Origin of the sequence: Pantoea ananatis LMG 2665 (assembly GCF_000710035.2) — a bacterium.
Lineage (GTDB): Bacteria > Pseudomonadota > Gammaproteobacteria > Enterobacterales > Enterobacteriaceae > Pantoea > Pantoea ananatis.
On record NZ_JMJJ01000006.1, the window covers coordinates 196,163 to 210,961 of the forward strand.

15 protein-coding genes are annotated in these 14,799 nt (G+C 54.9%); 6 read left to right on the forward strand and 9 right to left on the reverse strand.

The features are described 5' to 3' along the window. Positions 1-639 precede the first annotated feature (639 nt). On the reverse strand, positions 640-2,790 hold the full coding sequence (speC, locus tag EL29_RS14420; RefSeq protein WP_028715773.1) for an ornithine decarboxylase: 2,151 nt from the start codon (positions 2,788-2,790) through the stop codon (positions 640-642). A 612-nt stretch (positions 2,791-3,402) separates the two neighbouring features. Between speC and acuI the strand changes: the two genes are divergently transcribed. Together acuI and EL29_RS14430 are read left to right on the forward strand one after the other, a co-directional pair. Next, a complete protein-coding gene (gene acuI, locus EL29_RS14425; protein WP_028715774.1) occupies positions 3,403-4,386 on the forward strand; it encodes an acrylyl-CoA reductase (NADPH) in 984 nt (327 codons plus the stop codon). Between the two features lie 615 nt (positions 4,387-5,001). Next, positions 5,002-5,295, forward strand: a complete 294-nt coding sequence (locus tag EL29_RS14430; RefSeq protein ID WP_013027111.1) for an Rdx family protein — start codon at positions 5,002-5,004, stop codon at positions 5,293-5,295. A gap of 14 nt (positions 5,296-5,309) precedes the next feature. On the opposite strand, the gene EL29_RS14435 is transcribed toward EL29_RS14430, so the two are convergent. From EL29_RS14435 to EL29_RS14470, 8 genes are all read right to left on the reverse strand, one after another. After that, positions 5,310-5,840 (reverse strand): PadR family transcriptional regulator, encoded by a 531-nt coding sequence (locus tag EL29_RS14435; RefSeq protein WP_013027112.1) that lies wholly within the window; start codon positions 5,838-5,840, stop codon positions 5,310-5,312. Positions 5,841-5,923: 83 nt separating this feature from the next. Further along, complete coding sequence (locus tag EL29_RS14440; protein ID WP_014605103.1) at positions 5,924-6,748, reverse strand: siderophore-interacting protein; 825 nt, start codon at positions 6,746-6,748, stop codon at positions 5,924-5,926. 199 nt (positions 6,749-6,947) lie between these two features. Beyond that, entirely contained in the window at positions 6,948-7,142 is a 195-nt protein-coding gene (locus EL29_RS14445) for a hypothetical protein (RefSeq protein WP_015699569.1), read from the reverse strand. Between the two features lie 168 nt (positions 7,143-7,310). Further along, complete coding sequence (locus EL29_RS14450) at positions 7,311-8,177, reverse strand: helix-turn-helix domain-containing protein (protein ID WP_028715776.1); 867 nt, start codon at positions 8,175-8,177, stop codon at positions 7,311-7,313. 231 nt (positions 8,178-8,408) lie between these two features. Continuing rightward, positions 8,409-8,576, reverse strand: a complete 168-nt coding sequence (locus tag EL29_RS14455) for a DUF2474 domain-containing protein (RefSeq protein WP_013027115.1) — start codon at positions 8,574-8,576, stop codon at positions 8,409-8,411. A gap of 1 nt (position 8,577) precedes the next feature. Then, a complete protein-coding gene (cydB, locus tag EL29_RS14460; RefSeq protein WP_028715777.1) occupies positions 8,578-9,582 on the reverse strand; it encodes a cytochrome d ubiquinol oxidase subunit II in 1,005 nt (334 codons plus the stop codon). Between the two features lies 1 nt (position 9,583). Continuing rightward, entirely contained in the window at positions 9,584-10,996 is a 1,413-nt protein-coding gene (locus EL29_RS14465) for a cytochrome ubiquinol oxidase subunit I (protein WP_014594530.1), read from the reverse strand. A gap of 785 nt (positions 10,997-11,781) precedes the next feature. Continuing rightward, the gene (locus EL29_RS14470) at positions 11,782-12,165 is read right to left on the reverse strand and encodes a winged helix-turn-helix transcriptional regulator (RefSeq protein ID WP_022623138.1); all 384 of its coding nucleotides are present in this window, start codon (positions 12,163-12,165) and stop codon (positions 11,782-11,784) included. Between the two features lie 102 nt (positions 12,166-12,267). Between EL29_RS14470 and EL29_RS14475 the strand changes: the two genes are divergently transcribed. The 4 genes from EL29_RS14475 to EL29_RS14490 all read left to right on the forward strand — a co-directional run bounded on the left by EL29_RS14475 (position 12,268) and on the right by EL29_RS14490 (position 14,775). Continuing rightward, positions 12,268-13,125 (forward strand): SDR family oxidoreductase, encoded by an 858-nt coding sequence (locus EL29_RS14475; protein ID WP_014605100.1) that lies wholly within the window; start codon positions 12,268-12,270, stop codon positions 13,123-13,125. A 237-nt stretch (positions 13,126-13,362) separates the two neighbouring features. Beyond that, positions 13,363-13,683, forward strand: coding sequence for an antibiotic biosynthesis monooxygenase family protein (locus tag EL29_RS14480; protein ID WP_015699568.1), 321 nt, complete (start codon positions 13,363-13,365; stop codon positions 13,681-13,683). Further along, positions 13,676-14,068, forward strand: coding sequence for an amino acid-binding protein (locus EL29_RS14485; RefSeq protein ID WP_015699567.1), 393 nt, complete (start codon positions 13,676-13,678; stop codon positions 14,066-14,068). The genes EL29_RS14480 and EL29_RS14485 overlap by 8 nt, the downstream gene beginning before the upstream one ends. Next, positions 14,047-14,775 (forward strand): ArsR/SmtB family transcription factor, encoded by a 729-nt coding sequence (locus tag EL29_RS14490; protein WP_013027122.1) that lies wholly within the window; start codon positions 14,047-14,049, stop codon positions 14,773-14,775. The genes EL29_RS14485 and EL29_RS14490 overlap by 22 nt, the downstream gene beginning before the upstream one ends. The last annotated feature ends 24 nt before the right edge of the window (positions 14,776-14,799 follow it).

The window sequence follows — 14,799 nt, forward strand, 5'->3', positions numbered from 1 at the left end:
TCACTCACTGCGGCCTGACGGGCCGGCCGGATGCGCCTTCCCTGGCGCAGCCGTCCTCTGCGCGGCATCCCTGCCGCTCCGCCCTGGCCTCCATTCTTTCCTCAGCGCTCCGGATGCCTCCTGAAAACCCACGCCTGTAAGATCGAATGTTTTCCCGGAAGACTGGCTTCGCCTGTTGTTAACATGTGCGATCAGAACTGAAGACTGGAAAGCCTGAAGAAACAGAAACAGATGAACCGTAATGAGCCAGAAGGCTTTTCCTGCATCTGAAGCGGCAACGCGGTTTGTTTTACTACAGATATCGAAGCGGGGGTTTTGGGCGGCCTTCCCGACCGCTGAGCGGATGAGGGATTTCCGGATGAGCCGACAGGACGTCGGCGAGAGCCGGGCCGCGCCAGGGATGGCGCGTCCTGGCGGTCCGGCAGAAATCCTGAAGCAGCGAAGGGACCGCGCAGCGGCGGGTGGGCAGGACGGGAGCCCGGGGTCAAGGGGCCGCGGCGGCTGGCGGCCCCTTGTCGGTCGCCCGCAGGGGCAAACTGAAACTCCCTGCCGCCTGGCGAGCGAAACTTTCTCAGCGCCTGATGACAGGCCATCCGCCGAAATTCTGGTGATAAGCCGCCGCCCAGGCATAACTCAAACTCATTGCACCATCATATTCGCCACCAGATACTTACGTCCGTCAGCGCCTTCCTCGGTGTAAACCCCTTGCAGCTCCGGCGAAAAACCGGGCAGTTGATTGATGCCCGCTTCCAGCGCCAGAAAATAGCGCTGTACCGCCCCGCCCCATGTTTCGCCCGGAACCACACAAAGGACGCCCGGTGGATAAGGCAGAGCGCCTTCCGCCGCGATGCGACCTTCTGCCGTTGCAATAGGTACCAGTTCGACTTCGCCACGAATGTAAGCCTGATGCGCATCCTGTGGGTTCACCTTAACCTGCGGCAGCCCCTGCTCGCGGAACATCATGCGCTGCAGGTCTTTTACGTTATAGCTTACGTACAGGTCGTGCATCTCCTGACACAGACGGCGCAAGGTATAACCCGCATAGCGTTTAGCGTTTTTGCGGTACAGCGTCGGCAACACTTCGGCCAGCAGCGTATCGTCTTTTACATGCTGCTCGAACTGCGCCAGCATCGCCACCAGCATCGCCATTTTTTCCGGACTTTCGGCTGGAGTCAGCAGGAACAGAATAGAATTGAGATCGCATTTTTCCGGCACGATGCCGTTTTCACGCAGGTAATTCGCCAGAATGGTCGCCGGGATGCCAAACTCAGCATATTCACCGCTGGCTGCGTCAATGCCTGGGGTGGTCAGCAACAACTTGCAGGGATCGACACGGTACTGATCGCGATCGTATCCGGCAAAACCGTGCCATTTAGCGTTGGGTTCAAAGCTGAAATACTGCAGATCGCGAGCGATCGATTCCGTTGGTGCATCCTGCCAGCGTTGCCCGTTTACCCTTTCCGGCACGAAAGGCAGGATCATGTCACAACGATCAAAGATCGCTTTACGTGCCTCGATCCCCAGCATCACGCACTCATCCCACATGCGGCGTCCCGCCTCGCCCTGATGCATTTTGGCGTTAATATCCAGCGCGGCAAACAGCGGATAGAACGGGCTGGTTGAAGCGTGCAGCATGAACGCGTTATTCAGGCGCTTATGCGGGCAGAAACGCTTTTGCCCACGAATATGGTTATCTTTCTTGTGGATCTGCGAGGTCTGCGAAAAGCCCGCCAGCTGCTTGTGCACTGACTGGGTAACAAAAATGCCGGGATCGTTTTCGTTCAACTCCAGCGTCAGTGGAGAACAGCCTTCCATCAGCGGAATAAACTGCTCATAGCCCAGCCAGGCCGAGTCAAACAGAATATAGTCACACAGATGCCCAATGCGATCCACCACCTGCCGCGCGTTGTATACCGTGCCGTCGTAGGTGCCCAACTGGATAATCGCCAGCCGGAAGGGACGCGCCTCGTTAGCCCTTTCAGGCGCCACTTTCTTGATCTGTTCGCGCAGGTAGCCATCATCGAAACAGTGCGCATCAATGCCGCCGATGAAGCCAAACGGATTACGGGCCGCTTCAAGGTAAACCGGCGTCGCGCCCGCCTGAATCAGCGCACCATGATGGTTGGACTTGTGATTATTGCGGTCAAAAAGCACTAAATCACCGCGCGTCAGCAACGCATTGGTGACCACTTTGTTCGCGCTTGACGTGCCATTTAACACAAAGTAGGTTTTATCCGCGTTAAACACTTTGGCGGCAAACTTTTGCGCATGCTTAGCCGACCCCTCGTGAATCAGCAGGTCGCCCAGCTTGACGTCAGCGTTACACATGTCCGAACGAAAAACGTTCTCGCCATAGAAATCAAAAAATTGCTTACCCGCTGGGTGCTTTTTGAAAAATGCGCCGCCCTGATGGCCCGGACAGGCAAAGGTACTGTTCTGCATATCAACATAGCGGGTCAGCGTTTCAAAAAACGGGGGCAGCAGCGCGGCTTCATAAGCCTGAGCCGCCGCTTCCAGCGCTACCCAGTCCTGCGGCTCGCCATTCAGTTCGCCGGTCACGCCGGGCAGGTGCATCACCTCTTCTTCAAAGGCATTAGCAACGAACACCGGTAAATTAAAACCCGTGTGGCGTAACAACGCCAGCACGCCACTGCGCGTATCAGCCAGCGAGACGACAACAGCCGCCACATCGGTAAAATCAGTATTATCCAGCGTGACCACGTCGCGCGCAGTATTCAAGGTCAGGTTAGGCGCAACAGCAGCGCTGGCAGCAATTTTCAGTGGTGTCATAACACAAATCCCTAACAGTCAGGGAGTGGGTGCCTGAGGCACGGCAATGGGGAAATTTCCCCGGCGAATAATGTCTGACGCGATAAACCGATAGACATCAGTAAAGAGTAGTCCTTACTCATGTCCAACAGCAGCGGCCCGGTTGGCCTCACCGCATAGTGAACGATGTGTGTGTAACTGACATGACGAAGAACAGATCGCGCGCGAATTCAGGCGAGTGGGGACACGTGCAGTTGCACATTGAACCGGACATGGCAGCGTCCTCTGTTATCGGGCGGTGGCGAGAAAAAAGTGGCCGTCATAATGTCATTTTTTATCCGCAGGAACAACCCGACAACTTTAAATATCAGGTCAATAAATGCAAAATATAAAAACATTAAATATCAAAGCCTTATAATGATACACCAGTGAATAACCGCTTAAGTTTCTGTTATTTATGCGCAATTATGCATTTTTCAGCACGCTGGCAGTCGCTCCCTCATTGCCACTGAAATCGCCACGGAAATGCCTCAGGTTTGCGGCAAGCCTCGCACTTGTCGGGCCAGTGCCCTACCCTAATCGACGCATCGGGCGTAAACTTGCCTGATTATTCTTACGCCTGACGGAGGATACATGTTTAAGGCAATGGTCATTGATAAGGACGAACAAGGTTACCGCTCTCAGCTAAAAGAACTCTCCGAAACACAATTACCCGATGAAGACGTCACCCTCGACGTCAGCTATTCCACCCTCAACTATAAAGACGCGCTGGCCATCTGCAATAAAGGGCCGATTGTGCGCCAGTTTCCAATGGTGCCGGGCATTGACTTCGTGGGACGGGTCACAGCAAGTCGCCATCCCGACTGGAAACAAGGCGATGCGGCGCTGCTCACCGGCTGGGGCGTCGGGGAAAAACACTGGGGCGGGCTGGCTCAGAAAGCCTGCGTGTCTGGCGACTGGCTGGTAGCCGTGCCTGAAACGCTAACCCCGTTGAATACCATGGCCATCGGAACGGCGGGCTTTACCGCCATGCTGTGCGTGCTGGCACTCGAAAAACAAGGCATTACGCCTGCCAGCGGCCCGGTTTTGGTGACCGGGGCCAGCGGAGGCGTTGGCAGCTTCAGCGTCTCTCTGCTGGCAAAACTGGGCTATAACGTCATCGCCTCCAGCGGGCGAGCCAGCGATGAAGACTATTTAAAAACCACCCTGGGCGCAGCCGAAGTGATAGATCGCGACGAGCTGGCTCAACCGGGTAAACCCCTCGGGAAAGAGCGCTGGGCCGCCGCCATCGACAGCGTCGGTAGCCATACGCTGAGCAACGTGCTGGCCGGCACCCAGTGTGACGGCGTGGTCGCGGCCTGTGGTATGGCACAAGGCCTGGATCTGCCCGGTAGTGTCGCGCCCTTCATTCTGCGCGGTGTGACACTGGCTGGCGTAGACAGCGTGATGTGCCCTAAACCGCTGCGCCAGAAGGCCTGGCAGCGGCTGGGACAGCTTCTGGATGACGCGTTACTGAACCAGATCACAACGGTTATTCCATTGCGTGACGTGCACCAGGGCGCACAGGATCTGCTGGATGGCAAAGTTCGGGGCCGTCTGGTGGTTGACTGCGCTTAACGTTCGCCTTCCGCTTGGGGCGACGAAGGCGGGCGCATCAGTCATTCGCTTAGTTCCTGAATTGCCCCGCTCGCCCCTTCCCTTACCACTTCTGGCTTGCCGGGAAAGTGCTGCCAGCGGGCGATAACTTCACCTGCTGGCAATGCCCGGCTCGTCCAGAATGAGCCTGCGGGCGGGCTATCTTGCCCGCCCGCAGGCCCGCATTATTGCTGACAAGCCTGGCTCACGGGCTTACCTGAGCGTCCTGAGCATCCTTAGCATCCCGAGCGTCCTGAGCGTCCTGAGCGTCCCGAGGCATCTTACAGAGGGCCTCCTGACTTACCGCCATCTTTTTTTTCAGGGCTTCCCACTCACGTCAGGCAGCCTTACCCCGGCACCTTCGCTGTCGGTTCCGGCGCCGCTAATTTGATGTTTTATCAGAATAAACGCAGGGGCACACCGGTACCGTTTCGGCCAGCGATGCGGTAAGGTTTGCGCTGCTGTCTGCCACGGGTGAGGATTCGCGTCAGGGTTAGCAACGTATAAAGAAAACAGAAAACCCATGCGAAAAGCCCGGCCGGCATGCTTGCGGCCCCTGCTGGCCTGAGCGTTAATTAATGATAAAGAGAGGGAAAGATGCAAAAACCCGTGGTCGTCATTCACTATTGTACCCAATGTAACTGGCTGCTGCGCTCCGCGTGGATGGCACAGGAACTGTTACAGACCTTCGCACAGGATCTCGCCAGCGTGACGTTGCGTCCCGGCACCGGCGGCGTATTTGAAATCACCCTGGATGAACATCTGCTGTGGGAGCGCAAGCGCGATGGCGGATTCCCGGATGCTCAGGCACTCAAGCAGCGGGTAAGGGATATTTGTTTTCCGGAGCGTTCGCTAGGGCATATCGATAAAAACCGATCGGACGACAGCTGATCGTCCACGTCAGATTAACTGCGGCTGATATCCTCTGCCGCAGTCATCAGAGCAGCGACGATTGTTTGCCGGGTTTCATCGGTAATGTCCTGCTGCGCCAGACGCGTGTTCAGGGCAGTTTTAAAATGATCGATCGCCTGCTCAATTTCAGGAATGCTGCGGTTGTTGACCAGCACTGCCAAAGACGATAACCGGTCGATGAGACCTGACAGCGGCTGTGCATCGTGCTTTAGCATGGCCTGCCCCGTTTCGGTGAGCACGTAAGCCTTACGTGCAGCCTGAGGGTCACTGATGTGAATAGCCCCCATCTCCTCCAGCCATGTCAGATTCGGGTAAATGATGCCTGGACTGGGCGAATACTCGCCCTTTGACAGGTCTTCAATGCATTTAATCAGCTCATAGCCATGTGTCGCGCGCTGCGAGATAAAATGCAGCATCAGCAGACGGATCTCGCTGGCATCCAGCATTTTCTCACGGCGCTTGCGCCGTCCACTGCAGGGCGCATCGCGGTTATCTTGCCCTGAACGTGCCGAATCCATTTTCATTATCTGCCTGAGTCAGTGGAAAGAGCCTGATGGTAGTGGGCCATCAGGCGAAATTCAATCAACGGCAGGTCACTTAAATTCAGTTAACGAACGACAGCGGGTTTTTGATGCCAGTAGGCTACGGCGCGCACCAGGTCAGCGTCAACCCCGCGCTGTGTGGTGAAATAGTCACACAGCTGTTTTACGAACTGCCCTTCTCCGGTCAGCCAGATAAAAGCGTCGTGCTGCGGAATCGCGATCCTGTCCAGCGCGGCCGTCAAATGTGGTAAATCCGCCAGCGTCATCTTGCCGCTGCCAAGCCAGTTAACAGAGGCATTACCGGTATCTCCCAGGTAGGCTTGTCCGGTCACCTCATCAGCACAGGCAAACAGATGCAGCGCCTGAGCCTCCACACTACTGCTACGCCGCCTGAAAGCAGGCAACCCGGTTTCGTCACAGACGTAAAGCTGAAAAGCATAATCCGTTGGCACCAGCAGAGAGCCACGCGGCCCACCAATGATCAATCTGTCACCCGGCTGTGCCTGGGATGCCCAGTCGCTGGCAACACCGCTGTCGTGGATATAAAAATCCAGCGTCAGCGATGACGCACCATCAAACGCCAGCGGCGTATAGTCGCGCGCGACAGGGCGCAATCCGCCTTGCCACTGAATACCGTCATCGTTGATCGTCGGCAGTGCCAGCGGCGCGCCGTCAGCAGGGGGAAAGAAGACCTTAATGTGATCGTCAAAACCGGGAGAATGAAACCCCTTCAGATCGTCGCCCGTGAAGACAATGCGCCAAAACGTCCCGGCAATTCGGGTTTTCTCGGCGACGTGGATAGCGCGGAAGCGCAGTTCGTTACGCACGCGTTCAGGTAAGCGGCGGGAATAAGATGTAGGCACGAGGACTCTCCGTAAACGCGGCTGCATGCAAAGAAGCTGTTTTCGCGCCGCTTAAGTAAATAGAAATCATTCTCATATAAACCCGCTAAGAATAGCCATGATATATCTTAAGAACAATGACTAAAAATGCGATACGTTGTGAAAAAACACGGACAAAAAGGAAGGAAGCACAGAAAACGAAAAAGGCGCTCAGGCGCCTTTTAAGGGGATAGCGGTAATAACGTGGTTACCGCGCCGGGTTTTGTCCACTGCCTTGCGGCAGGGAGCTGTCACCGAGTATCTCGCTATGCGTCCCCTGCGATCCAGGATGTAACCCTGTGGGCACATTGGCAGGATCGGTCAGTTGTGCGGCAGCCAACGTTGGGGCCGCACACAGCGCGATAGCCAGCAGCATCGCTGATATCTGAGAGATTTTAATCATGTGTTTTAGCCTGATAAGGCGTAGAAAGCAGGTGAATATTCCAGCCCAGAGAAATAAAAGCCGTGGTAATGGCGCCTCTGTGAGCTTCAGGAAGAATTTTACGCCTGCACAGCTAATTCGCTTATAAAATCGTGCGCTTTATCACATTATGGCGCACGTTATGTGCATTCAGCCCTGGGTCACCGGGATGAAAAATACGCCTTCGATTCTGTCCTGCGTGCTTCGGGCCAAGTCCAGACACAGTAAATCCATCCCCGGCCGACAGGCTACGCCCAGCTTGGGCAAATGCAGATAATAAATGTCTGCGATGAAGCGCGTGAGCTGGTCCGGCGACCCGCTCCACGCGAGGCTGGCGTAGAGGCCTGGCGCAATGGTGCGAACCGGCAGGGCGGAATGTGCATCAGCCGTTTGCTGTGCTTCCAGGCCACGAAACAGGCTAATATGCTGCTGCTCGACAGAGCCGTTTCCCGGCCCGTACTGGAACCCCAGCCAGCCCTGCGCAGCCCCGTGACGGGCGCGAACAACCTGGCGCACCTGCTCAGCAACGCGATGATGGCGGTCGCTTATATAGTCGCCATAGCGGCACTCCCACTCCACTGTCTCACCCTGTAGCTGAAGGGCTTCTTCACGTATAACCAGCACCGCCTGCTTGACTGGTGCGCGCTGCGCAATGCGGCCGTGAAAATGGCGCACAGGTAAGACTCTGTGGCGACGGAAGGCGCCTGGCGTCATCATAAAGTGGTTTTTAAAGACCCGGTTAAAATTCTGCTGATTTTCGAAGCCGAAGCGCACCGCAATATCAATCAACGGCATCCGGGTCAGCCGCAGCGCCATGGCGGCGAGAGTCAGGCGTCGTTTTCGGGTATAGGCCGCCAGGGTTTGCCCGGTCATCTCTTTAAACAGACGCTGCATATGCCATTTGGAGTAGCCAGACTTGAGGGTAATCTGGTCGATATTGATGTCGTTGGTGAGATTGGCCTCAATCCAGTCGACTAAATCATTAATATGCTGTTTTTTTATGGTTTGACTTAGCATTGATGTATGAACAGAAAACAGAAGGGAAATTCGTCATAAAAGAGTAACAAAAAGCCTTAGGGATTGTAATGAAGCACCGGGTAAACGAGAGGGTGGAAAGGCAAAAAGCGCATTAATTGCCTGGGTTACTATTTAAAAAGCCAGCCCGAAGGCTGGCTGAGTAGACAGGCAGAGTGCAGCCTGGCGTAAAGCGCGCGTACTGCGGTTAAGAAACGTACGGAGAAGAAATTCTCAGTGGCTTCGCATACCGGCGGCGGTCATCATCATTCTGAACAGCGTGGCCACCACACCGAGCGCCAGCACACTTGCCCCATAGATGACCACCAGCCACAGCACACGTTTCCACCACGGCGACCGGGTTTCATTCTGACGTTCTTTGCTGTCGACCTGGGTTTGCATATCAATGGTATCCTTCGTCTGCTTTAATTTTTCCGCGGAACACGTAGTAGCTCCAGAAGGTGTAGCCCAGGATCATCGGGATAATCAGCAGGCTACCCACCAGCATAAAGGCCTGGCTCTGAGGCGGTGACGCCGCCTGCCAGATCGATACCGATGGCGGAATAATATTCGGCCAGATACTGATACCCAGACCTGAGAAGCCCAGGAAAATCAGCGCTAAGGTGAGAAGGAAAGGCGAATAGTGCGCCTCACGCTTGATCGCCCTTCTCAGCCCCCAGGCACTCAGCACGACCAGGACTGGCACCGGCAGGAACCAGAACAGATTCGGCATGCTGAACCAGCGGTGCGAAATATTCTCATGCGTAAACGGCGTCCAGATGCTGATCACGCCGATAATCACCAGCAGCGCGATAAGCAACGGCGTTGCCAGAGCGGACATCTTGCGATGCAGCTCATGCTCGGTTTTCATAATGAGCCAGGTACAGCCCAGAAGTGCATAGGCCACCACCAGTCCTACGCCGCAGAACAGCGGGAACGGCGCCAGCCAGTCCAGTGTGGACCCGGCGAAGCTACGACCTGATACCGGAATGCCATCCAGCATGGCACCCACCGCAACGCCCTGGCTGAAGGTTGCCAGCAGCGAACCGGCGATAAACGACTTGTCCCAGAAAACCCGGTGATGCTCCACGGCCTTGAAGCGGAACTCAAATGCCACGCCGCGAAATATCAGCCCAATCAGCATCGCGGTCAGCGGAATGGAAAGCGCATCCGCAATCACCGCATAGGCCAGTGGGAAAGCGCCATACAGGCCCGCACCGCCGAGCACCAGCCAGGTTTCATTACCATCCCAGACCGGCGCAACGGTATTCACCATCATGTCGCGCTCACCTGCATCCTTATTAAAGGGAAACAGCAGGCCAATGCCCAGGTCGAAACCGTCCATCACGATATACATCAGAACAGCAAAGACAATAATCGCGAACCAGATAACAGAGTAATCAACCATCTCAACGCTCCTCATTCTTGTGAGTGGCAGCAGAGAGCGGACGTGCTGGCGTTTTAATCTGGCCGGGACCACCCGTTTCAACAATATCGCCTTCGCCCGTGACCGGACCTTGCTTAATCAACCGCATCATATAGTGATAACCCACACCGAATACGGAGGAGTAAACCAGGATAAAGGCGAGCAGGCTGATACTCATGTGCATTTCACCATGCGGTGACACCGCATCAATAGTGCGCTGCACGCCATAAACCACCCAGGGCTGACGGCCAATCTCGGTGGTGAACCACCCCGCTAAAATGGCAATCAGGCCGGAAGGGCCCATCAGCAAGGCAAACCACAGGAAGGGACGTGACTGATACAGGCGACCTTTATAGCGCAACCACAAGCTGACCACGCCCAGCGTAATCATCAGCAGCCCCAGCGCCACCATCACGCGGAATGACCAGAAGATGATGGTTGAGTTTGGACGATCTTCCTTCGGGAAGGATTTTAGCGCCGGCACCTGCTTATCCAGGCTGTGCGTCAGGATGAGGCTGCCCAGGTAAGGAATCTCCAGCGCGTATTTGGTGCGCTCCTCCTCCATATCCGGCAGCCCAAACAGAATGAGCGGTGTTGCCTCACCCGGCGGATTTTCCCAGTGGCCTTCAATCGCCGCAATTTTTGCCGGCTGGTGCTCCAGGGTATTAAGCCCGTGCGCATCCCCAATCATTGCCTGAACGGGTGCGACAATCAGGGCCATCCACAGCGCCATCGAAAACATCTTACGAATGGCGGGATTGTCGTTGCCTTTAAGTAAATGCCAGGCGGCGGAGGAGCCGACAAAGAAGGCGCTGGCCAGGAAGGCCGCTACAGACATATGCAGCAGGCGATAAGGGAAAGAGGGGTTAAAGACAATTTTAAACCAGTCTTCCGGCACGACAACGCCGTTCTGAATAAGGTAGCCCTGCGGGGTTTGCATCCAGCTGTTTGACGAGAGGATCCAGAACGTCGAAATCAACGTGCCGAGCGCCACCATGCAGGTCGCAAAGTAGTGCAGGCCCGGACCGACGCGGTTCCAGCCAAATAACATGACGCCCAGAAAACCGGCTTCCAGGAAGAACGCCGTTAAGACTTCATAGGTCAGCAAGGGGCCGGTAATACTGCCCGCGAACTGGGAAAAGCCACTCCAGTTGGTGCCAAACTGATACGCCATCACCAGCCCGGACACCACGCCCATGCCGAAGTTGACAGCAAATATTTTTGACCAGAAATGATAGAGATCGCGATAGGTTTGATTACGCGTTTTGAGCCACATTCCCTCCAGCACAGCCAGAAAACTGGCCAGGCCGATCGTGATGGCTGGAAAGATAATATGGAAGGAAACAGTAAATGCGAACTGGATCCTGGCGAGATGAAAGGCATCTAATCCAAACATTGCTTACCTCTTTGCCACATAGAACACCGTATAGTTACTTATAATTAACAACTTATGTACAAAGAACGTCATTCCATTGCACAGAAAAATTCCATGGCGAATGTAAAACGCTTCGCCTTGGTGAAACAGAGACAATTGGATAAGTAAAAACTATAACAGTATTTTTTGATTTAGATCATTTTTTTGTTGAAAGATCTTTTATTTAAAAAACAACGAGGAAAGGTTAATTACAGCGTAGCTTTGTGACATTATTGTTATTAAATTAGGGGATAAAAAAGTGAGTTCCTGTCCAGACAGGCTTAGCACAAAAAAACGCGCAACCCGCTGTTTTTAGCTGTTATTCAGCGCAACTCCGCGCACCTGTCTCGGGCTAAAATGCACATCCCACACTGAAATTATGTGTTTTTTTATATCGTTAGCAGGGTATTTATCTTATCTATCCCTTCTGAGGTTATTTTTCAAATTGGGACATATTTAATGAACTGTAAAAAAGCGTTTATCCGCCGCAGGCGGCCTGGATTAGTTTGCTATTTATGTTAAAAAAATATCGAACATGTAAATGACCCGGTGTTCATTAACTGGCAGTGCCATTATTTACGGGGGCAGCCTTGTCAAAATAACCGCAGTAGTAAAAATGATGTTAAAAGCTACGGGATATCACCGCCAGGTTGCAGATAAGGCCGACGGTTTATCTCCGCTAAGCGTTGCGCATTCGTTAGCGGGCATCGTCTGGTCAGGGAACGTCGCTTCGTCCCGGCAGGCGCTCGCCCGTCAGGATCAACAGGCTATTCAGCGGCAGTGTCCTTTTCGCGGTGAGACAGGATGCGCTCAAGATTCTCTTCTAACCAGTCTGCCAGCCCTACGACCTGCTCCCCGACTTCACGCCCCAGCGGCGTCAGGCGGTATTCCACATGCGGCGGCACGACATCATGGGCTATACGTTGCACAAAGCCGTCCTCTTCCAGATAGCGCAGGCTCTGGGCCAGCATACGTTCACTGACGCCCCCCACCGCACGACGGAGTTCGCTAAATCGCAGCGTTTTATCTTTAAGCGCGAGCAGGATCAGCACGCTCCAGCGACTGGTGATACGCTTTAACAGGTCGCGTGACGGACAGTTAACATTGAGCAACTCGCCCCGGCTAAATTTTTCGCTCAGTTTTTCAGACATTTAACGCTTTCACCCCATGCTAACAATTCTGTAAGTACTTACTAAAAGTTAGTTTATCGCTTAGGCTGCCTTTTACCAACTGTCATCTTAAGGAGTAACCTCATGATCGCTGTTACGGGTGCCACTGGCCAACTGGGCCGTTTAGTCATTGATGCATTGAGCAAAAAAGTTGCGGCAGACAAGATTGTTGCCACCGTACGCACGCCTGCTAAAGCGGCGGATATTGCCGCATTGGGCGTTAACGTGCGTGAGGCGGATTACAATAAACCTGAGACGTTAGCGGACGCCTTTGCAGGGGTCGAAAAATTGCTGCTCATTTCGGGAAGCGAAGTCGGCCAGCGTGAACCTCAACACAGAGCCGTTATTGAGGCCGCCAGGTCCGCAGGTGTGAAATTTATTGCCTATACCAGCCTGCTGCATGCGGATACCTCTCCGCTTTCGCTCGGGATCGAGCACCGCGCAACCGAAGCCATGCTGGCGGCGTCAGGTGTGCCTTATGCCTTGTTGCGCAACGGCTGGTACACGGAAAACTATGCAGCGAGCATCGCACCTGCTCTGGCACATCATGCGTTCATTGGTGCGGCGGGCGAAGGACGGATTTCGTCTGCTGCGCGTCAGGACTATGCCGATGCGGCGGCTGAAGTGATGGTTCGTGACGATCAGGCAGGGAAGGTCTACGAACTGGCAGGCGATCACAGCTACACCCTGGCTGAATTTGCCGCTGAGATTGCCGCGCAAAGCGGTGAGCAGGTTGATTACGTTAACCTGCCGCAGGCAGACTTTGCGGCGGCGCTGAAAGGCGCAGGCTTACCGGCGCCGTTGGCGGACTTACTGGCGGACTCTGATGTCGGCGCGTCTCAGGGCGGTCTGTTCGATGATTCCCGCGCGCTGAGCCAGCTTATTGGTCGTCCAACCACGCCTTACCAGGACGTGATTCGCACCACGCTGGTACAAGGATAAGATCAGCCGAATCGCAGGCGTTTTGCCCTGCGATCGCGCCGTTGTTTACCGGAGCAGAGTCGCCGGCAGGCAACGGCGGATTTCTCCCCTGTCGGGTTTTACTCTGCCAGGCGCACGTCCCTTCTCTCTTCTCGCCCTGCCCTTCTCCACATGGAGCACGCCATTGTTCGGTACACGCCGAAGCATCGCATTCTGCCGCGCGTAAACTGCCCGCATGCTTACTCATGGAGATCTAAAATGATTGCTGTTCTTTTTGAAGCAGAAGCCTTACCCGCAGCGCAACAACGCTATCTTGCGCTGGCGGCTGAGTTGTCGCCCGGGCTGGCTGAATTACCGGGGTTTATCCAGATTGAAAGGTTCCAGAGCCTGAGCACGCCCGGAAAGATCTTATCGCTCTCCTGGTGGGAAGATGAGAGTGCGGTAAAAAACTGGCGAGAAAACAGAGAACATCAGTCAGCGCAGGAAGAAGGTAAAAGCCATATTTTTTCACATTACCGGATACGCGTTGCTCAGGTGATGCGCGACTATTCAGGGCCAGAGGGACGTCATCATGTTTGATATTCATGTCGTATTCAGCAACACGCCAGGCGCGCTTGCCGCCTTTGGCACGCTTCTCGGCCAGCATGGCATTGGTCTGGAAGGGGGCGGTGTGTTTTCTACGCCCCAGGAGAGCCATGCCCACTTCCTTGTTGAAGATGGCCCCAAAGCCCAACAGGTGTTGTCGCAGGCCGGTTTTGACGTCAGGGACGTTAAAAAGCCACTCATCAGAAAGCTGGCACAGGCGCGGCCGGGGGAGCTGGGCGAAATTGCGCGGATTATTGCGCAAAACGGCATTAATATATGCGTTCAGTACAGCGATCACAGTAACCGCCTCATCCTGCTCACAGATGACGATTTGCGGGCTGGCAACCTGACCCGTCAATGGACATGCGCGACAGAATGAAACTGATCCCTTCCCGCCATCATCAGGATAATCAGCCCTCGCTGGAGATCAGCATGTCTGTGGTCGCCTCGGCGATGGCAGATGCCTCCAGAATGCACATGCTTTGTGCATTGATGGATGGCCGGGCCTGGACCGCCACCGAGTTGAGCGTGGTGGCCGATATCGCCCCGTCAACCGCCAGTGGCCATTTGAATAAGCTGCTTGAGACGGGCCTGCTCGTCTGTGTGGTGCAGGGAAGGTATCGTTATTACAGCCTGGCCGGTCGCGAGGTTGCCAGCCTGCTGGAAAATCTGATGGGCGTTTCAGTAGCGCCCGGCACCCCGCTTAAAACCACGACGCCAAACCGTCTGAGGCGAGCCCGAACCTGCTACGATCATCTGGCCGGCGAAATTGCCGTAGCCATCTATGATTTTCTGCAACTGGAAGGCTGGATATGTGAGGACGGCACTGGGCTCACGCCACGTGGCACAGCTAACTTCGCAAATGCAGGGATTGCGCTTGCGCCCCGCTCCCGGCGAAAAGCCTGCTGTCCCTGCCTGGACTGGAGTGAAAGACGCTTCCATGCGGGAGGCGAAGTGGGTGCCGCCTTGTTACGCTTTCTGTTGCAAAAGCACTGGCTGGTTCAGGCGCCGGGATACCGGGAACTGGTTGTGACAGACAGCGGCAAACTCGCCCTTCAGCGCCTGTTCAACATCAGCCTGAGCTGACGCACACTTCACGTCGCCCGTTAG